A 24,806-nucleotide genomic window follows, 5' to 3' on the forward strand; every position below is an offset into this window, starting at 1 on the left:
TGTGATACTACCCATTAATTTCACAGCAAAACTATTGGTGGCGTAAGTTTAAAGCAATTGATCGTCACCAAGAAATAAAATTTAATAGATCATTAAAAGAAAATAAGCACCACAAGCCAAGCTTATAGCGCTTATTTTCAGTTAAACTAAATTTTATCTTACATCAATTTCTCTAACTTTTCAGTCAATTGCTCTTTCGGTACCACGCCTACCACTTTGTCTACAACTTCACCATTTTTGAAGAAAAGAATGGTTGGGATATTTCGGATGCCATATTTAGCAGCCGTATCTGGGTTATTATCTACATCCACTTTTCCTACTACGGCTTTTCCGTCATATTCTTGGCTGATTTCGTCTACGATAGGTCCTACCATACGGCAAGGTCCGCACCAAGCTGCCCAAAAGTCAAGCATTACAGGCTGATCTGATTGTAATGTTTCTTCAATGTTTGAATCTTTAATTTCTAATGCCATAAGTTTAAATTTTTTTCAAAAAATTAATATTCTATATTATTTTAATTATTTATTATTATAAAAGCTAAATTAAAAAATTTATTAAGCCTTATAAAATTTACTATAAGGAGTCTCAAGTTTTGAGCCAAAATTATTTTTTAAGCCTTTAAAAAAATAATGAGACTATCAATTTAATTTATAATTATCAATTTCATATCTCTTTAGCTCATCGATTAAATCTTTGGTAATGCTAATGCTAAATTTTCTGCTTTGTGAGGCAAAAACGTTTTGCGTTTTTTCGTCTCTTAGGTTTAGGAATAAATTTTTATCTCCTCCGTTATTCTGAATGATTTTTAGTAAATTTTTGATTAACTCTTCATTAATTTCATTAATTTCAAAGTGAAATTCAATGGACTTGGCTCTTTTTTCTATCAAATCATCTAGCAAATTAATGTTTTTGATGTTGGTGTAAATACGTTTGCTAAATTTATTTTCGTTCACGTGAAGTTGTAATAGAACAAACCGATTGGGTTCTAAGAAGTGCCTCAAGCGCAGATATTCTTCACCAAACAGCATAAACTCAAAGCTATCGGTGTAATCTTCCAGTATAAATTTCCCGAATTCCTTTCCATTTTTAGCGGAAACCAAGTGTTGCACTTCTGTTATCAGCCCACCTACGGTGAATGTTTTATCAATCATTTCTTTTTGTCTTTCTTTTAGCGTAATCAGATCAATATTTTTGTAATGATTTAGCTCTACTTGAAAGCGGTCTAATGGGTGAGAAGAGATGTAAATTCCCACCACTTCTTTTTCTTTATTGAGCTGGTACATAATGGGCCAAGCTGGGCAATCTAAAATCATTGGTTTCTGCATTTCGACTTCCATATCTGCAACGTCAAATAATGAAATTTGATTCTCGTTGCCCTCATCGCTGGCAGCATTACCGTATTTGATGATTTTTTCTAGATTGGTTACACCTTCATGATCTTCAAAGAAATACTGTGCACGGTGGTATTGGTCTAACTCATCAAATGCACCAGCGTAAATTAAATTTTCTAAAGTTTTTTTATTGCACACCCGCTGGTCTATCCGCTCAATGAAATCAAAAACATCAGCAAATTTCCCATTCTCGTTTCTCTCTTGTATGATGCTCTCTACTGCGGCGCTGCCAACGCCTTTTATGGCTCCTAGACCAAACCGAACGGCTCCATTTTTATTTACGGTAAAATCATAGGAACTCTCATTCACATCAGGGCTCAGTACGGGGACGTCCATTCGCTTGCATTCTTGCATGAAGTTGGTTATTTCCTTGATGTCTTTCATATTATTACTTAGCACAGCGGCCATAAACTCGGCTGGATGATGTGCTTTTAAATAAGCGGTTTGAAAAGCGACGTAGGCATAACAGGTGGAGTGAGATTTGTTGAATGCATATTGAGCGAAAGCTTTCCAGTCTTCCCATATTTTTTTTAAAACATTTTCTGGGTGCCCGTTGCCTATGGCGTTTTGAATGAATTTACCTTCCATTTTAGCCAAAGTATCCATTTGTTTTTTTCCCATTGCTTTTCTCAGCACATCGGCTTCTCCTCTGGTGAAATTTGCTAACTTCTGAGAAAGTAACATCACTTGCTCTTGATAAACGGTAATGCCATAAGTTTCAGCTAAATACTCTTCCATCTCGGGCAAATCATAGCTGATTTCTTCTATCCCGTGTTTTCGGTCGATGAAATTGGGAATGTAGGCGAGGGGGCCGGGGCGATAAAGTGCATTCATCGCAATCAAATCATCAAATTTATCTGGCTTTAAATCTTTAAGATGTTTTTGCATTCCAGGGGATTCGTATTGGAATATACCAACGGTTTTCCCTTTCTGAAATATTTCTTGATAAGTCAAGGGGTCTTCCAAGGGGAAATCATCTGGGATGAGTTCTATTTCTTTTGTTTTTTTCACTAAATGCACAGCATCTTTGATTATACTCAAAGTCTTAAGCCCTAAAAAATCCATTTTTAGTAATCCAGCGTTTTCTACCACAGAATTATCAAACTGCGTTACCGCCATATCGCTATCTTTAGCTATAGCTACAGGTATCAGTTCCTTAATATCCTTGGGGGTGATAATAACCCCGCAGGCGTGCACACCTGTATTTCTTATGCTACCTTCTATTACTTTTGCTTGCTGTATGGTTGTTGCTTCTAGGTCGCCTCTTTTAGAAATTTCTAAAATATCTTGTAAATCCTTCAGTTCATCTCCATTGAATTTTTCACTGAGAGATTTATCATCCATTTTAAACAGCTTATTCAATTTTGTATGTACTTTTTTCGCAATTTTATTGCTATCCGCCAGCGGTAAGTCTAAAACTCTTGCGGTGTCTCGTATGGCGGATTTCCCTGCCATAGTGCCGTAAGTAATGATTTGTGCAACTTGGTCTTTACCATATTTATTAATCACCCAGCGGATGATCTCATCTCGCCCGCGGTCATCAAAATCAATATCAATATCGGGCAAAGAAACACGCTCGGGGTTTAAGAATCGCTCAAAAAGCAAATCATATTTGATGGGGTCTATATTAGTAATCCCGATGCAATACGCCACCGCAGAACCAGCCGCAGAACCACGCCCTGGGCCTACAGAAACCCCCATTTTCCTAGCTTGTGAAGTGAAATCCTGAACAATTAAAAAATAGCCAGGATAGCCCGTGTTTGCAATCGTTTCTAATTCAAAGTCCAATCGATTTTGGATTTCTTCAGTAATGATTCCATAGCGTTTTTTTGCCCCTTCATAAGTCAAGTGCTTTAGGTAAGCATTCTCGCCCCTCACGCCATCATCTTGCAAATCTTCTTCTACTTCAAACTCCTTTGGGATTTTAAATTTAGGAAGTAAAACGTCTTGTTTTAAATCATAAAATTCAAATTTTTTCACAAAATCCTTTAAATTCTGAATGGCTTCAGGAATATCTTCAAAGAGATGTTCCATCTGCGAAGCTGTTTTGAAGTAAAACTCATCATTAGGGAAACCAAAACGGTAGCCGCGCCCACGCCCGATGGGCGTATCAACTTTCTCCCCATCACGCACGCACAGTAAAATATCATGCGCTTTAGCATCTGATTGGTTGATGTAGTAAGTATTATTTTGCGCCAAAATCTTGACGTTGTATTTTCTAGCAAACTTGATGAGAATTTCATTCACATGATTCTCCTCTGGCAAACCATGGCGAATTAATTCCACATAAAAATCTTCGCCAAAATGCTCTTTCCACCAAAGGAAAGCTTCCTCAGCATTTTTTTCACCCACGTTCAGAATAATGTCAGGAATTTCCGACGAAATAGAACCTGTCGTAGCAATTAAATTTTCTTTATACTTTAAGATAACTTCCTTGCTTACTCGGGGAAACCCTGCATAGTAACCTTCAATGTAGCCGATAGATGAAATTTTACTCAAATTATGATAACCCGCCTTGTTCTTTGCCAATAAAACCTGCGTATGCCTGCGGTCGGGGTTATCTTTGGTGAATTTATGCTGTCGATAGCGTTCACTTACGTAAACTTCACAGCCAATAATTGGCGTTATTACATCCTTTTTATCCCTTATTGCCTGCACAAAATGGAAAGCTCCCATAAGATTTCCCATATCGGTAATTCCCACAGCAGGCATTTCTAATTCTACAGCTTTTTTGATGAGGTTCTCAACAGTCGTAGTTGCCGAAAGAATAGAGAATGAACTATGATTATGAAAGTGAAAATATGGTGAATTTTTCACAATTTCAACTTCATTTTTATCTTTTATTTTTTGGCTTTCAGCCCAGGCTAGGGCTGCTTCCTTTTCTGCAATTTGTTGCCCGACATCGATAGGATAGGGGGCTATAACGGAAGGAAATAAATTTTTAAAGGCTTTAAAATTTTCTGCCGAAAAACGTGCTTGTGCAGGAGAAATGACGCCGAGCCTTACTAATTCAAAAAAACTACGAGCTGTGGCATTGACATCCGCAGCGGCATTATGTGCCTCATCAAAGAAATCGCCAAATAACCGCTGGTGAAGTTCTCCCAATTTGGGGTATTTAAACTTCCCGCCCCGCCCGCCAGGCAGGGCACAATACTCAGTAGAGGCTCTCGCCGTGTCTAGCGTGGGAGCAGCCGTCAACTTCTCAAAATCCATGCCTTCACGGTGCATTTCTGCTCCTACGATAGAAATATCAAATTGAATGTTGTGCCCAATGATAAGCGTATTTTCTAAATCAAAGCTGCCGAAAAATTTCTGTAGAACGACACTAAGAGCCAGCCCCTTCTCGTGAGCAATTTCATTAGTAATCCCGTGAATTTGAATCGCATTGAAGGGAATGTCAAAACCATCAGGTTTTACAATCAAATTATGATTTTCAATCAATTCACCTTTCTCGTTGTGGAGCTGCCAAGCCAGCTGAACTAAACGCGGCCAATTATCACTATCAGAGAGTGGTGCGTCAAAATTTGCAGGAATTCCTGTGGTTTCTGTATCGTAAATGAGGTAGTACATGAAGTGAAATTAAACAAAAATCTATAAAAGAAAAATTTGCTTAGTTCAAAATTTTTTAAGCCTTAGAAAAAATCAATCATAAATCATGATTTTTTTTCAAACCTATGCATAGGTTTGATTGTAAAAAAAGTGAAACTAATATGTTTTCTCGGGATTTTAATCCTTAGAAGTAGCCATTATTGATAGATGTTTAGTTTTTTTCGAAAAGAAAACTTTGAGTGGTTTGAAGAAAATGATTATAGAATTTACCCACAACACAAAAACACCCCCTATAATAAACAAACATTATTATGTTAAAAATTTAATGTTTTCCCATTTTATTATGTATTTTTTTATACTTTATATAAAATACTTCAATTTATCCTCAAGTTCATTAAAATATTAATAATTTAAAAAAAAATTAATGTAACGATGTGTTTAGATTAACATAACAATAACTACTTTTGTCAAAATTTAAATTAATGCAAAATACAATTAAAATTCAGAAAACCCTTATCATAGGTGTTTTGTTAGGAATTGTAGGATGTCAACAAGATGACTTATCCACTTCTGTAGTAGAAAAAGAACAAAACCTAAAAGTTCTTTTAAACAAAGAGCGTAATGCTTTATCTTTCAAAAACAGGGAGGTATTACAAGACTATGTTAAAGAAGACATGGTATCTAAAGATGAAATTTTTAAATTTTATGAAGAAGGTTTCGTTCCTAATAGGATTATAGGCGGTTTAGAAGAAGAAGAATTAGATAAAGCTGTTTCTATAATAGGAAAAGAGAATCTATTAGAAAATTTGAGACAAACAAAAAATAATCTATCAAAAAATACTTCTCGCATAGGAAATGATATTAATGAAGAGTTTGAAGGGGAGGAAGATGATTTAATTCGTAATGAAAATTTTGCAAGTTTATTAAATGCAGAGAAAGAAATTATTGTTAATGATACGATATTTAAATATACTGAGAAAGGAGTTGTTTTTACTCACTTAAAAAATGTCGAAAAACTGAAAAAACTGGATATTGAATCATTGAATAATGAAGGTGAAGGCTTAAAGAACTATGGCGATGTGAATGTGTATGTTCCACGTAAAGATGTAATTGATCAATATAATCTAGTGTCTAATAATATGTTGGAAGAAGTCCAAAGTGATATTATAAAAAATACAGATTTAAAATTTAATAATGCAAATATCCCAGAAAATATTAAGTATAATGAGTGTAATCCTTCTAGAAGTTTTATAGATAATATTTTTGGCAAAGAATATTCATGTGAGTATAAATTTACAAAAAAACGGAAATTAAGAACTATATTTGCAGTTGAAGATTATTATCTATTTTTTGATGTCTATGCTCAGGCTAAATTTAAACATAAAACTTGGTTTGGCTGGTATTCTAGCAAGGAAGCTTCAATGGTATTTTTGAAAGTAGATAAAGCTAAACTAAAATTTAAGCGGAGAAAAATAAACATAGATATTGGTGCTAAACAAAAAGATTTAGTTAAACTCTATGGTGATTTTTTAAAATTTACAGATAAATTATTTCATGTAACAAATGAGTTTGATAAAAATGGAAAAGAGATAGCTTACAGTCTTGCTTTAGATGAAGTTAAATATAATAATAACGAAGTAATTGTACCAGAAAATATACAATTGAATAATAATTCTAATTTTGTAAATAGTAGCTTATTTAACGAAAATGTGAATAAAGTAGTTGTTATTAATGTTCTAGGTAAAGACATTACCATAACTGATGATGATATTTATAGAAGAATATATGGCTTTTTGAAATCAAAATATGGACCTAAAATAGAAGAAATAGCTGTAGTGGTAAAAAAAGATAATATAAACAAATATAATGAGATAACTTCAACACTCGAATATATTGATTATGGCAAAGATTTGGTGAAAGTTAATAATTCAGCTGTTGCTAGAAAGAAATTTAAATTCCCTAAAGAGTTTAAAATAAATGAATTTCATATTAATTTTAGTGGAGATGGAGTTAATTCAAATGATAATAAATTTAAAATTCACGTTAATTTTGGATGGAATGCGGTAAAGGGTTGGGATGTTAGTGTAAAATCTGGAGCCTTATACAAAGGAAATTGGGGCGGCTCATCATTTAATGTCATCAAAAATTAAATAGTATAAATAATAAAAATTAAATAACATAAAAACAAAAACATATGAATTTAAAAAAATTAGTTAGTGCAAGTGTTGTTCTTTTTTCAGTAGCTTTCAGCTTCGGGCAAGAGCAGTCTTTACAATCTTTGGGTAAGGTTTCAGTGAATTTAACCTCTTTATCTATTGATTATCAGTTCCCTATTTCAGAATCTTGGGTTATGGAGCCAAAAGTTGGGATTGCCCCAGCACATCAGATTTCAGATGGGAAAATGGAACTTAGCTACAAGTACAATTCAATCTTCATTGCTAATGAATTTCGCTATTTGTACAGTTTTGCTAAACGTGCAAAATTAGGGCGAGACACAAAGTTGAACAGTGCGTCTTATCTTGGGCTGAAAACGAGATACAATTTCGGTGCTTTTAATAATGAGCGTAATACGTCTTATGGCAACACATTGAACTTAGCTGGAGTGTGGGGATTGCAGCGAAATTTAGACAGTAATTTCCTGCTCAACTTCCATGCAGGTTTGGGTTGGGTAAGAGACTTTGACTTCAAAAAATCAGCCGTATACCCAGAATTCGGTATTGGATTCTCTTATGTTTTATTTAAATAAAAATTTGTTGAGATTCTAAGATCATCAAAATGTGGCGAAATCATAAGTTTCGTCACATTTTTTATAAGCCTTAGTTTTTTTTGAAAAGAAAACTTTGAGTGGTTTGAAGAAAATGATTATAGAATTTACCCACAACACAAAAATACCCCCCTAGGATAAACAAACATTATTATGTTAAAAATTTAATGTTTTCTCATTTTATTATGTATTTTTTTATACTTTATATAAAATACTTCAGCTTGTCCTCAAGTTCATTAAAATATTAATAATTTAAAAAAAATTAATGTAACGATGTGTTTAGATTAATATAACAATAACTACTTTTGCTGGAGATTTAATTAATATAATGTGAAATTAAAATTCAGAAATGAAAATGGAGTTAATTTAAATTGAACAAATAACATAAAAACAAAAACATATGAATTTAAAAAAATTAGTTAGTGCAAGTGTCATTCTTTTTTCGGTAGCTTTCAGCTTCGGGCAAGAGCAGTCTTTACAATCTTTGGGTAAGGTTTCAGTAAATTTTAACTCTTTATCTATTGATTATCAGTTCCCTATTTCAGAATCTTGGGTTATGGAGCCAAGAGTTGGGATTGCCCCAGCACATCAGATTACTTCAGATGGGAATATCATACCTGGCTTCCTGTCAATCTTCATTGCTAATGAATTTCGCTATTTGTACAGTTTTGCTAAACGTGCAAAATTAGGGCGAGACACAAAGTTGAACAGTGCGTCTTATCTTGGGCTGAAAACGAGATACAATTTCGATACTTTTAATACGTCTTATGGCAACACATTGAGCTTAGCTGGAGTGTGGGGATTGCAGCGAAATTTAGACAGTAATTTCCTGTTCAACTTCCATGCAGGTTTGGGTTTGGTAAGAGACTTTGACATCAAAAAATCAGTCGTATACCCAGAATTCAGTATTGGATTCTCTTATGTTTTATTTAAATAAAAATTTGTCGAAATTCTAAGATCATCAAAATGTGGCGAAATCATAAGTTTCGTCACATTTTTTATAAGCCTTAGTTTTTTTTGAAAAGATTTTTTAAAGCCTTCAAAAAAAATTTAATGAATAAATCGAACGGCTTTCACAAATCGTTTTTTCCAGTATTCGGTTTCTAAACTTGAAACGATGACGCCGCGAGAGGAGGAGGCGTGCACAAAGAAGATTTCGCCGTTTTTGATGCGGTCTACAATCCCAGCATGGCTGATGTCCCCGCCACTGGTATTAAAAAATAAGGCATCTCCAGGCTGAACATTTTGTAGGCGAATCTTTATTCCATATTTTGCTTGTTCTCGAGAAACTCTCGGTAATTCGATATTAATTTCTTTGTATGAATTCCATAGCAGCCCAGAGCAATCCATACCGCTGCTGGTTGTGCCGCCGTAGCGATAGGGTGTCCCCAAGAAGCTGTTGGCTTTTTCCAAGACCGCTTTTGAGCGACTATTGACGGAATTATTTACATTTGTTTTGATGTGGGTAGTGGTTTTCTTCCCTCTTCGGCCAGTTTTCACCACGCCGCAAGATTCTACTAAATGGAAGCTAAAAACGAAGACTAAGAAGATACCTGCTTTTTTTAAATTCATAAAATCACCATCCAAAAATCGCTCACGAAGATAATCAATTTTTGTTGGGGAGGGGTATAATTGGGTATAATTTTTTGATGAGTTACATTTTCTATCAACTTCAAAATTATATTCATATTACCTTCATCATTAAATATAATTTTAAGAAATATTTTAAGGCTGGGCAAGATAAAAAATTATAAAAAAAAGATGCTTTGAGATTTATAAAAAATATCAAAGCATCGATTTCGATTTAGGAAATTATTAAGCTTTTAAAAAAAAATTAAACTTTCATAATTTCAGCTTCTTTTTTAGTAAAGAGCTCTTCAGCAATTTTGATGTATTTATCGGTCAATTCCTGAACGTCAGCTTCTAAACTTTTTTGTAAATCTTCAGAATCATCAGATTTCTTGATGCTGTTATTAGCTTCTTTTCTCCAATTTCTGATGCTGACTTTCGCATTTTCTAGTTCAGTTTTAGTTTGTTTCACCAAATCTTTTCTTCGTTCCTCGGTCAGTGGTGGCACGCTGATAATGACTGCGTTGCCATTATTAGAAGGATTGAAACCTAAATTAGCCTCCATGATGGCCTTTTCAATCGGCTGAATCATCGTTGCTTCCCATGGCTGAACGTTTAATGTCATCGCATCAGGAGCACTCACATTGGCAACTTGAGAAAGGGGCGTTGGTGAACCATAATAATCAACCATCACATTCCCTAGCATATTTGGGTTGGCGCGCCCTGCGCGAATTTGTGTAAAAGCTTTTTCTAAATGCTTTATGGAATCTTGCATTCCCGTTTCCGTGTTTTTTATAATATTTGTTGTGTCCATAATAATTTAATTATTAGCTAACTAAAGTTCCTATATCTTTTCCTTCTATAATTTCTCTTAAATTTCCTGGCGTATTCATATCAAAGACAATAATGGGCAATTGATTCTCTTCACTCAATGTAAAAGCAGTCATATCCATGACTTTCAATCCTTTAGAGTAAACATCTTTGAAGCTGATATTCGTAAATTTTTCAGCATTTTTATCTTTCTCAGGATCAGCTGAATAAATTCCATCTACACGAGTTCCCTTCAAGATCACATCCGCTTCGATTTCAATAGCACGCAAAACCGCTGCAGAATCTGTAGTGAAATAGGGATTCCCTAAACCTCCACTGAAGATAACAACTCTTTTCTTCTCCAGATGTCGGATCGCACGACGGCGAATATAAGTTTCAGCAATTTGCTTGATTTCAATTGCCGTTTGCAAACGAACGTCTAAACCTTCATCTTCCAAGCCTTGCTGCAGAGCCATACCATTTATAACAGTAGCTAGCATCCCCATGTAGTCACCCTGCACACGGTCAATGCCATTGGCAGCACCACTAATGCCACGGAAGATGTTTCCACCGCCAATCACAATAGCAACCTCACAGCCTTTATCCACAATTTCCTTAATTTGTTGAGAATAAGATATGATTTGTTTGGGGTCAATGCCATATTGTTTTTCGCCCATCAATGCCTCACCACTTAATTTAAGTAAAACGCGCTGATATTTCATTTTTTTATTTTGTAACAAAGATAGTGTAAATTAAAAGTTTTAAAAAATGATTCTTAAAACGTATTTAAATTTTATTTTTTTAAAATTTCTAAAGGCTTAAAAAATATTTCGAAAAATTTTAAAAAGCCTCTTGAGATGAAAAAACAGATTAACAATTTTTTAACATTTAGAAAAAGTTTTTTATCTTTAAAGACTAAATTTCAAGATATGGAATGTATATTTCATTTATTTACCATTAGTTTTATCGCTAGTGGGATTAGTGATGAAGAATTTCAGCAAAATCCTACTGAAATGATGGGGAAAGAAATAGGGAAAATGAAGACTGATGAAAAAAATGAAATTCAATCATCTATTATTTTGTCAAATTCAAAACAAGATTTATATTTGAATTCTGAATGGGAAAAAATTTAAATACAAATTGGTGGTGGTTCAGTTCTGATTTATCGGCGCTGTAATGACCTTATGAATTAAATAACACAAAAGCTCCGATAATTTTAGAATTATTGGAGCTTTTTTTTATGATTTAAAAATTAAAAATGGGAGAAAAATTTAGTACAAAAAAGTACAAAATTCCTGCAGATTTATTTACACCAGTGAGTATATACCTGCGTTTAAGAGATTTGTACCGAGAAACCATATTGCTGGAAAGTACCGATAAAACCGATGCGGAAAATAGCAAATCAATCATTGCCATAAATCCTATCGCGGGAATGGAAATTTCAGCAAACAAGGAGGTGGAAATCAAACTTCCCCTTCAGCCAATCAAAAATATTGAAAATTCAAATCCAGTAGAATTGTTTGAACTTTTTCAGCAAGAAATTCAGTTTAAAAATGAATGTTCAGCATTGAGCTTAGCTCAGGGGATGTACGGCTATACGGGCTACGATGCAGCACAAATTTTCGAAGGCTTAGAATTTTCTCATCAACCAAATACCCCGATTTTACGCTACAGATTTTATCAGTACGTTTTGGTGATAGACCATTTTCACGATGAATTGATTTTGCTTGAAAATCAGCATCCTAACTTGAGTTCAGAAAAAATGAATATAATTTCTGCTATTCAGAATAAAGACGTTCCAGTTTATCCGTTCCGATTAGAAGGGGAGGAAAATACAGATATTTCAAATGAAAAATTCCTTCAAAATGTAAAAAAAGGCATTCAGCATTGTTTACGTGGAGATGTTTTTCAAGTTGTTTTGAGCCGGGCATTTTCACAAAGATTTCAAGGAGATGAATTTCAAGTTTATAGAGCTTTGAGAACTGTAAACCCCTCACCGTATTTATTTTATTTTGATTACACTGATTATAAAATTTTTGGTTCTAGCCCCGAGAGTCAAATTATTTTGAAAGATAATCAAGCCAAGCTTCACCCCATTGCTGGAACCTTTAGACGGACGGGCGATGATTCTAAAGATTTTGAGCGTGCAAAAGAACTTTTAACCGACCAAAAGGAAAATGCAGAACATACGATGTTAGTGGATTTGGCAAGAAATGATTTAAGTAAAGTGTGCAAAAATGTGAAGGTTTCTAAGTTGAAAGAAATCCAAATGTTTAGCCACGTGATTCATATGGTTAGTGAGGTGAGAGGCGAATTTGTAGAAGAAAATCCATTTAAATTGATCGCCGCAACATTTCCGCAAGGCACATTGAGTGGAGCACCTAAACATCGTGCTTTGCAAATTATTGATGAAAATGAAAATTCAGCACGAGGTTACTACGGCGGATGCATTGGATTTATTGGTTTTCGGGGTGAAATCAATCACGCAATCATCATTCGTTCATTTTTAAGCCAAAACAATCAGTTAAATTACCGTGCTGGGGCAGGCGTTGTGGCTAAGTCTTTGCCTGAGAGTGAATTAAAAGAAGTGGAGCATAAACTGGGCGCATTGAAAACAGCTCTTCGCAAAGCAGAAAAATTTTAGATCATGAAGAAGATTTTATTATTAGATAATTACGATTCGTTTACGTATAATTTAGTTCAAATTTTAGAAGAATTAGTGGAGGAGGATCAGAAGATTGTAGTGAAGAAAAATGATGAAATTTCAGTAGAAGAAGTTTCAGTTTATGATAAAATTGTACTTTCACCTGGCCCAGGAATCCCGTCAGAATCAGGGATTTTGATAGAAACTATAAAAAAATATGCAGGGGAAAAACCAATTTTTGGTGTTTGCTTGGGATTGCAAGCCATTGTGGAGGCCTTTGGTGGTGAGTTGTTTAATTTAGAGAAAGTTCATCATGGAGTTCAGTCTAAATTAGAAATCAAAAAAGATTCAAAAATTTTCCAAGGCTTAGAAAATCCAATATTGATTGGGCGCTACCACAGCTGGGTAGCCAGTAAAAAGCATTTCCCTTCAGAATTAGACATCACGGGCGAGGATGAGAATGGTATCATTATGTCTATCGAAAATTCAGCGAAAAAAATCTATGCTGTGCAGTTTCACCCAGAAAGCATCATGACACCGCAAGGGAAGCAAATGATAAGAAATTGGTTGTCAATCAATTAAAAATGTTTAAGGCTTAAAAAATTATGAAAGACATTTTAGAATATTTATTTAAATACAATACGCTCAGTTATCAGGAGGCTAAATCTATCATGTTGCAAATCCCCAAAGGTATTTTTAACGATTATGAAATAACGAGTTTTGTCACCATTTTGATGATGAGAAGCATTACCATTGATGAGCTGAAAGGTTTAGCTGATGCTTTGCTAGAAATGACGGTGGAAGTCGATTTAGAGACGCAAGATTTGGTGGATATTGTTGGTACGGGTGGCGATGGCAAAAACACATTCAATATCAGCACCTTATCTTGTTTTGTCGTGGCGGGAGCTGGGCAAAAAGTGGCTAAGCACGGAAATTACGGTTCTTCGTCTATTAGCGGTTCATCTAACGTGATGGAGTTTCTAGGCTATAAATTTACAGATAATCAAGAGCACCTAAAAAACCAACTGAGTGAAGCCAATATTTGCTTTCTACATGCACCCAAATTCCATCCATCATTGAAGCTTGTCGCCCCGCTGAGAAAGCAATTGGGCTTTAGAACTTTTTTTAATATGCTTGGCCCATTGGTGAACCCAGCGCGTCCTAAATTCTCACTGATTGGCGTTTACAATACTGAAATGGGGCGGATTTATAACTACTTAATGCAGCAGAAAGAAAATAAATTCATGATTGTACATTCGCTAGATGGTTACGATGAGATTTCATTGACGAGTGAAAGCATGATAATAACCGAAAAAGGTATTGATTTATATAATCCAAATCAATTGCAAGCGTCTATCATTCAGCCTGAAGAAATCTATGGTGGCGATAGCAAAGAGGCTGCCGCAGAATTATTTTTGAAGATAATTTCAGGGCAAGGTTCGCCCGCTCAGAACGCTGTTGTCATCACCAATGCAGCTTTAGCATTGCAAAATACAGGGAAATTTGAAGATTTTTCCTCAGCCAAAAAAGCAGCAGAAGAAAGCCTCTTGAATGGTAAGGCGCACGATTGTTTAAAGAAATTAATTGCCGCAAATCATGATTGATATTTTAACTCAAATTGTAGAACATAAAAAATTGGAGGTCTCTGCTAAGAAATCCCAAAAAAGTGTAGAAGAACTGATGGATAGTAAATATTTTCATCGTCAGAAATTAAGCCTAAAATATGCAGTAAAAAAATCCCCCAATGGGATTATTGCTGAATTTAAACGTAAATCACCATCCAAACAAAACATCAATATCAAAGCTGAAATAGATGAGATTTTACCGATTTATAAAAACTTTAATGTTGCGGGCATTTCAATCTTGACAGATGAGACATTTTTTGGTGGGACTCTACAAGATTTACGACAAGCCAAGAAATATAGCATCCCCTTGCTTCGCAAAGATTTCATCATAGACCCATACCAAATTTATGAAGCCAAATCCTATGGAGCTGATGCTATTTTGCTCATTGCAGCGATATTAGACAATTACGAAATCAAAGAATTTACAGCAATAGCTCACGATGTTGGATTAGAAGTTTTGCTGGAATTTCATGCAGGGGAAGATTTTTTAAAACGACCTAAAGAAATAGATTTGGTCGGCATCAACAATCGGAATTTAAAAAGCTTTGAAGTTGATTTTGAGCATGCTATCAAAATGAGAAGCGAACTGCCTGCTGATGCAATTTGCGTGGCTGAGAGTGGAATTTCTTCTGCAGAAAATTTTTTAAGGCTTAAAAAAAATAATTTTCAAGGTTTTTTGATGGGTGAATTCTTCATGAAAAGTGAAAATCTAGCAAATACATTTCAGGAATTTATAAATCAAATAGATGAGGATTAAAGTTTGCGGACTTGGTCTAGAAACACAAATTAGAGCTTTGCAGAAAATGAATTTTGATTTCGCAGGATTTATTTTTTATAAAAAATCGCCTCGGTATGTATTGAATTTTTTAGAATTGAAAGATTTGAAAAAATTTAATGAAATCAAAAAAGTAGGGGTTTTCGTGAATGAAAATCCAGAAGAAATCACCAAAATCTGTGAGGCAGCTCAGCTAGATTTGGTTCAACTGCACGGGAATGAAAGTTTAGAAGAAGTTGAGCAGTTAAATTCAATTTTACCCATCATCAAGGTAATTCATATGAGAGGAGAAAAAGAAGAAATTCAAGCAAAAATTGATGAGTATGAGAAGGCAGCAAGTTTTTTGCTATTTGAGACGCCTTCGCAAGATTATGGCGGTAGCGGAAAAACCTTTGACTGGGCCATGATTGATGCCTTAAATTTTTCTAAACCTTATTTTTTGAGCGGAGGCTTGAGTCTAGAAAACATAGAAAATTTTAAAGGCTTAAAAAAAATACCTTATGCACTTGACGTGAATAGTCAATTTGAAATATCACCTGGATGTAAAAATTTAAACTTATTGAAAAAATTAAAAAATAAATGATGAAAAATCCTGATGAATTAGGCTACTACGGGGAATTTGGAGGAGCTTTTATTCCTGAGATGCTTTATCCCAATATTCAAGAATTACAAAGAAATTACCAATCTATTTTAGCTGACGAGAAGTTTATTTGCCAGTATGAAGATTTGTTAATAAATTACGTTGGGCGCCCGTCACCACTGTATTTTGCTCAAAATTTAAGCGAAAAAAAAGGTGCTAAAATTTACCTGAAAAGGGAGGATTTAAATCACACAGGCGCTCATAAAATCAATAATGCGATTGGTCAGGTTTTAATGGCAAAACATCTTGGCAAAACAAGAATCATTGCAGAGACTGGAGCTGGTCAGCACGGAGTTGCTACGGCAACGGCTTGCGCTTTGCTTCAATTGCCGTGCACCGTGTATATGGGCGAAGTGGATATTGAGCGTCAAAACCCAAATGTGCAGCGGATGAAAATGCTTGGTGCCACGGTGAGACCAGCTCAATCTGGCAGTAAAACGCTGAAAGATGCTGTGAACGAGGCCTTGCAAGATTGGGTGCAAAATGCCGAAGATACTTTTTATGTTTTGGGAAGTGCTGTTGGCCCTCATCCTTACCCAGATTTAGTAACGAGATTGCAACAAATTATAAGCAAAGAGGCTAAAAATCAGTATCGTAGCATAAGTGGGCGAGACTTGCCAACGCACGTTATCGCTTGTTTGGGTGGGGGGAGCAATGCTGCGGGGATGTTTTATCACTTCATTGATGAAAAATCGGTGGAATTAATTGGAGTAGAAGCAGCTGGCTTGGGAATTAATTCAGGGAAAAGTGCTGCAACAATTCAGCTGGGGAAAATTGGCGTGCTGCATGGTAGTAAAAGTTTACTGATTCAGACCGAAGATGGGCAAGTAATAGAACCGCATAGTATTTCCGCAGGTTTGGACTACCCGGGCATCGGGCCTTTACATTCTTATTTAGCCACAAAAGGCCGCCTGAAAGTCTTGGGGTGCACTGATGATGAAGCCTTGGCTGCCGCTTATGAATTGACTAAAGTAGAGGGAATTTTACCTGCCTTGGAATCTGCACATGCCTTAGCTGCATTGAATCAATTGGCATTGAAAAAAGAAGATGAAATCATTGTTTGCTTGAGTGGGCGAGGAGATAAAGATTTAGCTACTTACATTAAAAATTTTGAAAAATGAGTAAATTAAACGTTTTTTTCACAGCAGGGTGCATTCCTGGGCTGGATATTTTAGAACTTCTGAAAACGTTGCAAACAGCAGGAGTTGATCGCGTGGAAATCGGCATGCCATATAGTGACCCTATTGTAGATGGTCCCATTATTCAAGAAGCAAATAAAGTGGCTTTGGCAAACGGAATGAGTATTGAAAAATTATTAAAGGCTTTAAAAAATTTAAAAAATGAAGTGTCTATTCCAGTGAGTTTGATGGGGTACCTCAATCCTGTGATGCAATATGGCGTAGAAAAATTTGTGAAAGAAGCTAAATCTTGTGGCGTAGAAGGGCTCATTATCCCAGATTTACCAGCAGAATATTTTGAGAAAGAATATGCTGATTTGTTCAGAGAAAATGATTTGAAATTTACATTTATCATTACACCACAAACAACGCCAGAGAGAATCGATTATTTTCAATCGCTGAGCGATGGATTTTTATACGCAGTTTCAGATAATTCCATTACAGGTAAAAAATTAAATCAAAATAAAAGAGAAGAATATTTTAAGGCTTTAAAAAAATTGAAGTTAAAGAATGAGCTTTATATTGGCTTCGGTATCAGAGATAAAAGTGATTTTGATTACGTGACACAATTTGCAAACGGGGCTATCATCGGCACGGCATTTTTAGAAGCTTTACAAAAAGATGATAAAAATTATCTTACAACAGCTGAAAAATTTATAAAAGAAATAAAAGGGTTTAAAAAAAAATAGTAAATTCATGGCTTAAATTATATTAATTAAGTTATGGAAAAAATAAAAGGATTAATTGTCGCTCCTTTTACCGCTTTTGGTAAAGATTTAGAGATTAATTTATCACCCATTTCAGATTATGCTAAAATGCTGAAAAAGAATGGCTTGAAAGGTGTTTTCATTAACGGATCTTCAGGTGAAGGCTATATGCTAAACGTAGACGAACGTAAAAAATTGGCAGAAGAATGGATGAAGTTTGCTGATGAAGATTTTAAAGTCATCGTACACGTCGGTAGCACAACGCTAAAGGATGCTGTAGAGTTGGCAAAGCATGCGCAGGAAATCAAAGCATTTGGTACAGGAGCCATGGCACCGCCGTTTCCTAAAATTGGTAGAATTCAAGAGCTTTTTGACTACTGCAAAGCCATTGCCGATGCTGCGCCAGAGATTCCTTTCTATTACTATCATATTCCAGTTTTCAATGGAGCATATTTGCCAATGTTGGATTTTCTGAAAAAAGTAAACGGAGAAATTCCCAATTTTGCTGGAATCAAGTATACTTATGAGAATTTATATGAATTTAATCAATGTTCGCTCTACGAAAACGGGAAATTCCAAATGCTGCACGGGCAAGATGAAACTTTGCTGGCAGGCTTAGCGTTGAGTGATGTGAAGGGTGGAATCAGCGGTACTGCAAATTATACAGGCAAAGGTTTGATAGAAGTTTTAAATTACTGGGAAAACAAGGATCTGAATCAAGCAAGAGCTGCCCAAAATTACAACCAAGCAGTCATTAATGTGATTGTAAAATATGGTGGAAACATCGTAGGAGGAAAAAGAATTATGAAGCTGATGGGCTTAGATTTGGGTAAAAATAGGATTCCTTTCAAAAATTTAACAGATGCGGAAGAGTCTCAACTTAAAAAAGATTTAGAAGAAATTGATTTCTTTAATCATTGCAATGAATTGTAAAGAATGAACAAGACAGAATATCTAAAAAATTGGAGAGAAAAATACCGTAAAGATTTAACAGAGAACATTTTACCATTTTGGCTAAATCACGGTATAGATAGGGAAAACGGCGGTGTGTATACTTGCCTCGACCGCGAAGGAGTAATTTATGATACGACTAAATCAGTTTGGTTTCAAGGGCGATTCGCTTACATTTTAGCCTTAGCTTATAATCAAATTGAAGCCAAAGAAGAGTATTTAACAGCATCAAAATCTTGCATTGATTTTATTGAAAATTTTTGTTTTGATGCAGATGGGCGAATGTTTTTTGAAATCACAGCAGATGGGAAGCCGCTGCGCAAAAGGCGTTATATTTTTTCTGAGAGTTTTGCTGCAATTGCCATGAGTGAATATGCTTTGGCAAGTGGTGAGAACACTTATGCTCAAAAAGCCTTTGATTTATTCAAAAAAATGCAATATTGGCTAGAAACTCCAGGAGAATTAGAATCAAAATTTACAGAAAATTTGAAAGCTAAAGGACATTCCATCACGATGATAATGCTCAACTTGGCGGCACAAATTCGTAAAGCTTATTCACACAAAGATTTAGATGAACAAATCCAAAAATCATATCAAGAAATTACAACAGATTTTATGAAGCCAGAGTTCAAAGCTGTTTTAGAAACAGTAGGAGAGGACGGCTCTTTTATCGACACAATGATGGGGCGTTTGATAAACCCTGGGCATGCAATAGAGACAGGCTGGTTTATACTAGAAGAAGCTAAATTTAGAAATGGCGATAAAGATTACATAGAAAATGCTGAAAAAATCATTAACTGGTCGTTTGATTGGGGTTGGGATAAAGACTTTGGCGGAATTCTAAACTTTGTAGATTGCAAAAACTACCCAGCGCAAGATTATGCTCACGATATGAAATTTTGGTGGCCGCAAACAGAAGCAATTATCGCTTATCTGTACTTATATTTAGCCACGGGTAAAGACGAGTATTTAGAAAAACACCAGCAAATCAGTGATTGGACTTATCAACATTTTCCTGATAGAAATCACCCAGAGTGGTTTGGCTATTTGCACCGAGACGGTAGTGTATCTCAGCCTGCAAAAGGGAATTTGTTTAAAGGCCCTTTCCATATTCCGAGGATGATGATCAAAGGCGTTGAACTTTGTGACTTAATTTTAAAATCATGAATTTTTTTTTAAGCCTTAAAAAAAAATATAGTTTATTCTTAGCCGTTTTAATTTTTCAAATTATGAGTGCACAAAACATAAAGGAAATTCAATCAAATTTTCCTGATTCTAATTATCAAAAAGGTGTCTCGGGGCATTTTTCTGGGATTTTTAATGATACTTATTTAATGATGGCAGGTGGCTGTAATTTCCCAGATTTACCGCCCTCAGAAGGTGGGAAAAAAGAGTTTTACAAATCTATTTTTATAGCAAAAGATTTTGCTGAATCAAAAAAACTAAATTGGGAAAAAATTGGAGAGCTACCAGAAGAATTAGCTTATGGCTATGGCTTACAATTTGGGCGTTCTGTAATTATTTTAGGCGGAGAAAATGAACGAATACAAAGTAAAAAAGTTTTTGTTTTAAGTTTAGAAAATCAAAAAATTAAAATAGAAAATTGGCCAGATTTGCCCGAAACTTTGAATAATTTTACAGCTGTAATCGCCCAAGAGTTCTTATACGTACTGGGAGGAAATAAGAACGGGAAAGCTTCTCATTCTTTCCTTCGGTTAAATTTAAATAAAATTCAGGCTGGTTGGGAAATTTTGCCAGATTTTCTTGGCAACCCGAGAACGCAAGCTGTAGCTTTTTCTGATGAAAAAAATATTTATTTAGCAGGCGGATTTGCTTTAGGATCCGAAGAATTACCACCAAGTTTAAATACAGATTATTTAACATTCAATCTTGAAAATCAATCATGGGAGAATCCACAGCCGATTATGGTAGATAGCGAAAAACTATCAGTCGGTGGAGGCTTTGCAGTAAATACTGATGCTGAGACAGCTTACGTTTCGGGAGGCGTCAATGCAGAAATATTTTTTAAGGCTTTAAAAAGAATTCATGAAACCAATTTATTATTAAAAAAAGAACCGAAATCACCAAAAATTGAAGAAAATCAAAAGCAAGGTAAAATTTATTTATCTCAAGAAGCATCTTGGTATCAATTCAATCCATATCTAATTAAATTTAAGAAAGGGGAAATAGCTGATTTTTACTTAAAAGATGACCGATTGAGACGTGCGGGAGCAAGTATGGTTTCTTTTGGAAATTCAATTTTTGTAATAATGGGTGAAATCAAACCAGGCGTTAGAACGCCATCTATTCTTCATATAAAATTAAATCAATGAAAATCTTGAGAGAAAAAAAATACTATCCGTGGTTGGTCGTTGCGCTTTTGTGGGGCGTTGCTTTGCTAAATTATATGGACCGCCAAATGCTGAGCACGATGAAGGAGGCAATGCAAGTAGACATAGTTGAGCTACAATCTGCCACCAATTTTGGTCGGCTCATGGCAATTTTTCTATGGATTTATGCTTTTATGAGTCCTGTGGCAGGCATGGTAGCAGATAGATTTAATCGTAAGTGGTTGATTGTATGCAGTTTATTTGTTTGGTCAGGAGTCACTTATCTCATGGGAATAGTCAGTGATTTTAATTTACTTTATTTGCTAAGAGCCGTGATGGGGGTGAGTGAGGCACTTTATATTCCAGCCGCATTGGCTTTGATTGCTGATTACCATTCAGATAGGACACGTTCATTAGCCATTGGGATTCACATGACAGGACTTTATACAGGGCAAGCCATCGGTGGGTTTGGTGCAACAGTGGCCGAAGCAACGAGTTGGCAGACGACTTTTCATTATTTTGGTTTGGTAGGTATAGCCTATGCAATTCTCTTAATTTTCTTTTTGTATGAAATTAAAAATCGAAATGTAGAGACAACAGAGGTAGTAAAAGGTACAGAATTTCGTTTTGGCAATTTATTGAAACCGTTTGCTAATTTTAGTTTTTTCATTTTATTGCTATATTTTGCCATTCCTAGTTTGCCTGGTTGGGCCACAAAAAACTGGTTGCCAACTCTTTATGCTGATAATTTAAACCTATCTATGGCAGAAGCTGGCCCCATTGCTACCATTACAATTGCAGTTTCGTCTTTTGTTGGCGTCATCATTGGTGGTATTTTATCAGACTGGTGGATTCACAGAAACATCAGAGGTCGCATCTATGTAGGTGTGATAGGTTTAGGCTTATTGATTCCAGCATTAATTTTATTAGGATTAGGAACAAATTTAGTCGCAATTGTTGGTGCAGGAGTCTTATTTGGTATTGGCTATGGAATGTTTGATGCCAATAATATGCCTATTGTTGTGCAAATCGTTTCAAAAAAATACCGCTCTACGGCCTACGGGATTTTAAATTTAGCTGGAATCATTGCTGGTGCTATGATAACGCAGATTCTAGGGCATTGGAAAGAGAATGATAGTTTAGGGTTAGGTTTTGCTTATTTAGCTGTAGCTGTAGGCGTAGTTTTGCTCATACAATTATTCTTTATGAAACCAAAGTACAGAGATATGCCATAATTTTTTAAAAGTTAAAAATTATCAAAAGTTGAAAAACTTGCCTGAAATAAAAAAGACCTTAAATATAAGTTATTTTTAAGGTTAAAAAAAATTTTTAATACAGTTTAAAATATTTTATATATTTGCAGAGAATCTTAAACTTAGAAAAATGAAAAAATTATTATTACCAATTCTTGCAGTTATTGCGTTTTCTGCTACATCTTGTGAGAAAAAAGAAAAAGCAGTAGTTGAAACTAACGTAGAAGTAGTTGATGGTGAAAACGTAGCAGAAGCTCAAGAAGATTTAAATGAAGAAGTTAAAGCTGCTCAAAGAGAATTATTAGAAGCTCAAAAGCAATTGGATGAAGCTCAAGCAAAGGGTGAGCAAGTTTTAATTGATGAAGCTCAAGCTAAAATCAATGAGCTACAAACTAAAATCAAAGAAATCGAAGCGAGAGCGGGAGAAGCTATTCAATCAGTGAACGGAGCTGCTAGTACAGCTGATGATGCTTTAGAAACTACTCTAGACCAAGCTGAAGCTCAGTTAGATCATGTAAAAGATCAAGCAGAATCTGTAAAAGATGCAGTAAAATAATAAATTGAATTTATATTTTAAAACCTCCAAAAAAAATTTTGGAGGTTTTTTTTATCTTTAAATTTTATATTCCATTTTATGAAAGATTGGTGTTTTAAATTGTATGATTTTCCTTTTGCACAAGGAAATGAAAATATTTTATTTTAAAGAATATCTCGGAACTATTCATAAAAAAAAATTAAGCCTTAAAAAAAATAGCCACCTCAAATTTTTATTTTTGAGACGACTACTTTTATAAAATTCTTCAAGGTTTTAAAAAAATCAAGATAAATTTTTTAAGCCTTAAAAAAAATTAAGCTAAACCAGTAATATTTCCATCATTATCAATATCCATATTTTCGGCAGCAGGCGTAGATGGTAAACCTGGCATGCGCATGGCATCACCTAGCATTGGGATGATAAAACCAGCCCCAGCGGCGACCTCAAACTCTCTTACCGTAATACTGAAATTTGTGGGGCAACCTAATTTTTTATCATCATCGCTTAGAGATTTTGGTGTCTTAACCATACAAATCGCCATATCATCAAAGCCTAATTTTTTAAGCTCACGCATTTGTTTTTTTGCTTTGAGCGTGAAATTGACCTCAGAAGCACCGTAGATTTTTGAGGCAATAGAATCAATTTTCTCTTCGATTGAATCATCATTATTATAGAGAAATTTAAAATTTTCTTTCTTTTGATTTTCAATGGATTGAATAACACTTTCAGCTAAATTAGTCATGCCGTTACCTCCTTTAGAAAAGCCTTCTGCCAAAACGGCGTCTACGCCTAATTTTTTGCATTGGGATTGAATGAATTCAAGTTCAGCATCATCATCACCTGGGAAATGATTAATCGCCACCACAGGATTTAAGCCAAAAGATTGAATGATTTGGATATGTTTTTCTAAATTAGGGTATCCTTTTTTTACTTTTTCTAAATCAGGAGTTTGTAAATCATCTTTAGAGGCTCCGCCATGGTGGCGTAAAGCACGGACTGTGGCTACAATTACAGTTGCATCAGGCTGTAGGGCAGAAGCTTTACACTTGATGTTGATAAATTTTTCTGCACCCAAGTCTGCACCAAATCCAGCTTCTGTTACCACATATTCGCTCAGGCTCATACCCATTTTGGTAGCCAAGACTGTATTGGTTCCTTGTGCGATACTCGCAAACGGGCCACCATGAATAATCGCAGGATTTCCTTCTAAAGTTTGTACCAAATTGGGTTTAATGGCATCTTTCAGCAAAATTGCCATCGCACCAACCACATTTAAATCTCGGGCAAAGACAGGTTTCCCGTCAAAGGTATCAGCAATATAAATTTTAGCCAATCGATTTTTTAAATCTTCAAAGTTTTCGGCCAAGCAAAGAATAGCCATGATTTCCGAGGCAGGCGTAATGTTGAATCCATCTTGGCGCACAACTCCATTACCATCACCTATGCTCAGAATAATTTGGCGCAAAGAGCGATCATTCATATCAATCACACGCTTCCATGTAATTGTTTTGGGGTCGATATTCAAATTTCTTTTTTTAGACTGTAAATTATTGTCAATCGCTGCAGAAAGTAAATTATTAGCTTTTTCTATAGCGTTAAAATCACCTGTGAAATGCAAATTAATATCTTCCATAGGAATCACTTGTGCATACCCACCACCGGCAGCTCCACCTTTGATTCCAAAAACAGGACCTAGTGAGGGTTCACGTATCACGACGGTAGCTTTTTTTCCAATTTTGTTTAATCCGTCTACCAAACCAATGCTAGTCGTGGTTTTGCCTTCACCTGCTGGCGTTGGTGTAATGGCGGTGACCAAAATTAATTTATTCCTCTCCCATTGTTTTTTTTGAATTAACTTCAAAGGGAGTTTAGCTTTGTATTTGCCGTAAAATTCTAATTCTTCTAGAGGAATATTTAGTTTTTCTGCAATTTTTGAGATGTGTTGTATTTTTGCGCTTTGAGCAATTTCAATATCAGAAGGGAAACTCATAAATAAAATTTTGATTCAATATACAAAAAAAATGATAGAGAGAATAACTTCACTTTAATTATCATACGATAATATTTTTTTTATCCTATGATAAA

The 24,806-nt window shown here is 35.0% G+C and carries 22 protein-coding genes; 16 read left to right on the forward strand and 6 right to left on the reverse strand.

Features of this window, described 5'->3' with window-relative positions; all coding sequences use genetic code 11:
- Positions 1–158: 158 nt before the first annotated feature.
- The gene (trxA, locus tag D5J18_RS08160) at positions 159–473 is read right to left on the reverse strand and encodes a thioredoxin (RefSeq protein ID WP_119058505.1); all 315 of its coding nucleotides are present in this window, start codon (positions 471–473) and stop codon (positions 159–161) included.
- A 165-nt stretch (positions 474–638) separates the two neighbouring features.
- Positions 639–4,961 carry a DNA polymerase III subunit alpha gene (dnaE, locus tag D5J18_RS08165; protein WP_119058506.1) on the reverse strand — a complete coding sequence of 1,441 codons (4,323 nt, stop codon included), beginning with the start codon at positions 4,959–4,961 and terminating at the stop codon, positions 639–641.
- A gap of 461 nt (positions 4,962–5,422) precedes the next feature.
- On the opposite strand from dnaE, the gene D5J18_RS08170 reads away from it, so the two are divergent.
- The 3 genes from D5J18_RS08170 to D5J18_RS08180 all read left to right on the forward strand — a co-directional run bounded on the left by D5J18_RS08170 (position 5,423) and on the right by D5J18_RS08180 (position 8,641).
- Positions 5,423–7,090, forward strand: a complete 1,668-nt coding sequence (locus D5J18_RS08170; protein ID WP_119058507.1) for a hypothetical protein — start codon at positions 5,423–5,425, stop codon at positions 7,088–7,090.
- Between the two features lie 44 nt (positions 7,091–7,134).
- Entirely contained in the window at positions 7,135–7,686 is a 552-nt protein-coding gene (locus D5J18_RS08175) for a DUF3575 domain-containing protein (protein ID WP_119058508.1), read from the forward strand.
- Between the two features lie 418 nt (positions 7,687–8,104).
- Positions 8,105–8,641 carry a hypothetical protein gene (locus D5J18_RS08180; RefSeq protein WP_119058509.1) on the forward strand — a complete coding sequence of 179 codons (537 nt, stop codon included), beginning with the start codon at positions 8,105–8,107 and terminating at the stop codon, positions 8,639–8,641.
- A gap of 113 nt (positions 8,642–8,754) precedes the next feature.
- Here D5J18_RS08180 and D5J18_RS08185 read toward each other — a convergent pair whose 3' ends face one another.
- From D5J18_RS08185 to pyrH, 3 genes are all read right to left on the reverse strand, one after another.
- Positions 8,755–9,276 (reverse strand): C40 family peptidase, encoded by a 522-nt coding sequence (locus tag D5J18_RS08185; RefSeq protein ID WP_119058510.1) that lies wholly within the window; start codon positions 9,274–9,276, stop codon positions 8,755–8,757.
- Between the two features lie 262 nt (positions 9,277–9,538).
- Entirely contained in the window at positions 9,539–10,087 is a 549-nt protein-coding gene (gene frr, locus D5J18_RS08190) for a ribosome recycling factor (RefSeq protein ID WP_185124693.1), read from the reverse strand.
- 13 nt (positions 10,088–10,100) lie between these two features.
- Entirely contained in the window at positions 10,101–10,805 is a 705-nt protein-coding gene (pyrH, locus tag D5J18_RS08195; protein ID WP_119058512.1) for a UMP kinase, read from the reverse strand.
- A gap of 207 nt (positions 10,806–11,012) precedes the next feature.
- Between pyrH and D5J18_RS08200 the strand changes: the two genes are divergently transcribed.
- The 13 genes from D5J18_RS08200 to D5J18_RS08260 all read left to right on the forward strand — a co-directional run bounded on the left by D5J18_RS08200 (position 11,013) and on the right by D5J18_RS08260 (position 22,742).
- A complete protein-coding gene (locus tag D5J18_RS08200) occupies positions 11,013–11,216 on the forward strand; it encodes a hypothetical protein (protein WP_133298131.1) in 204 nt (67 codons plus the stop codon).
- Positions 11,217–11,341: 125 nt separating this feature from the next.
- A complete protein-coding gene (locus tag D5J18_RS08205; RefSeq protein WP_119058514.1) occupies positions 11,342–12,727 on the forward strand; it encodes an anthranilate synthase component I family protein in 1,386 nt (461 codons plus the stop codon).
- A gap of 3 nt (positions 12,728–12,730) precedes the next feature.
- The gene (locus D5J18_RS08210; RefSeq protein WP_119058515.1) at positions 12,731–13,309 is read left to right on the forward strand and encodes an anthranilate synthase component II; all 579 of its coding nucleotides are present in this window, start codon (positions 12,731–12,733) and stop codon (positions 13,307–13,309) included.
- Positions 13,310–13,332: 23 nt separating this feature from the next.
- On the forward strand, positions 13,333–14,331 hold the full coding sequence (trpD, locus tag D5J18_RS08215) for an anthranilate phosphoribosyltransferase (RefSeq protein ID WP_119058516.1): 999 nt from the start codon (positions 13,333–13,335) through the stop codon (positions 14,329–14,331).
- Positions 14,324–15,109: an indole-3-glycerol phosphate synthase TrpC gene (gene trpC / locus D5J18_RS08220; RefSeq protein WP_375730853.1), complete on the forward strand. Its 786-nt coding sequence runs from the start codon at positions 14,324–14,326 to the stop codon at positions 15,107–15,109. Before trpD ends, trpC begins: the two co-directional genes overlap by 8 nt.
- Positions 15,099–15,710, forward strand: coding sequence for a phosphoribosylanthranilate isomerase (locus D5J18_RS08225; protein WP_119058517.1), 612 nt, complete (start codon positions 15,099–15,101; stop codon positions 15,708–15,710). Before trpC ends, D5J18_RS08225 begins: the two co-directional genes overlap by 11 nt.
- Positions 15,707–16,888 (forward strand): tryptophan synthase subunit beta, encoded by a 1,182-nt coding sequence (gene trpB / locus D5J18_RS08230; RefSeq protein WP_119058518.1) that lies wholly within the window; start codon positions 15,707–15,709, stop codon positions 16,886–16,888. The genes D5J18_RS08225 and trpB overlap by 4 nt, the downstream gene beginning before the upstream one ends.
- A complete protein-coding gene (gene trpA / locus D5J18_RS08235) occupies positions 16,885–17,634 on the forward strand; it encodes a tryptophan synthase subunit alpha (RefSeq protein WP_119058519.1) in 750 nt (249 codons plus the stop codon). Before trpB ends, trpA begins: the two co-directional genes overlap by 4 nt.
- A gap of 33 nt (positions 17,635–17,667) precedes the next feature.
- Positions 17,668–18,585 (forward strand): dihydrodipicolinate synthase family protein, encoded by a 918-nt coding sequence (locus tag D5J18_RS08240; protein ID WP_119058520.1) that lies wholly within the window; start codon positions 17,668–17,670, stop codon positions 18,583–18,585.
- A gap of 3 nt (positions 18,586–18,588) precedes the next feature.
- Complete coding sequence (locus D5J18_RS08245) at positions 18,589–19,770, forward strand: AGE family epimerase/isomerase (protein ID WP_119058521.1); 1,182 nt, start codon at positions 18,589–18,591, stop codon at positions 19,768–19,770.
- Between the two features lie 62 nt (positions 19,771–19,832).
- The gene (locus D5J18_RS08250) at positions 19,833–20,936 is read left to right on the forward strand and encodes a cyclically-permuted mutarotase family protein (protein ID WP_165844993.1); all 1,104 of its coding nucleotides are present in this window, start codon (positions 19,833–19,835) and stop codon (positions 20,934–20,936) included.
- Positions 20,937–20,941: 5 nt separating this feature from the next.
- Positions 20,942–22,168 carry an MFS transporter gene (locus tag D5J18_RS08255; RefSeq protein ID WP_119058597.1) on the forward strand — a complete coding sequence of 409 codons (1,227 nt, stop codon included), beginning with the start codon at positions 20,942–20,944 and terminating at the stop codon, positions 22,166–22,168.
- A 148-nt stretch (positions 22,169–22,316) separates the two neighbouring features.
- Positions 22,317–22,742: a hypothetical protein gene (locus D5J18_RS08260; protein ID WP_119058523.1), complete on the forward strand. Its 426-nt coding sequence runs from the start codon at positions 22,317–22,319 to the stop codon at positions 22,740–22,742.
- Between the two features lie 292 nt (positions 22,743–23,034).
- Here the strand turns inward: D5J18_RS08260 and D5J18_RS08265 are convergent, their stop codons facing one another.
- Positions 23,035–24,711 (reverse strand): formate--tetrahydrofolate ligase, encoded by a 1,677-nt coding sequence (locus D5J18_RS08265; protein WP_119058524.1) that lies wholly within the window; start codon positions 24,709–24,711, stop codon positions 23,035–23,037.
- Positions 24,712–24,806 lie beyond the last annotated feature (95 nt).

The sequence above is a fragment of the Candidatus Ornithobacterium hominis genome (genome assembly GCF_900538215.1).
Lineage (GTDB): Bacteria > Bacteroidota > Bacteroidia > Flavobacteriales > Weeksellaceae > Ornithobacterium > Ornithobacterium hominis.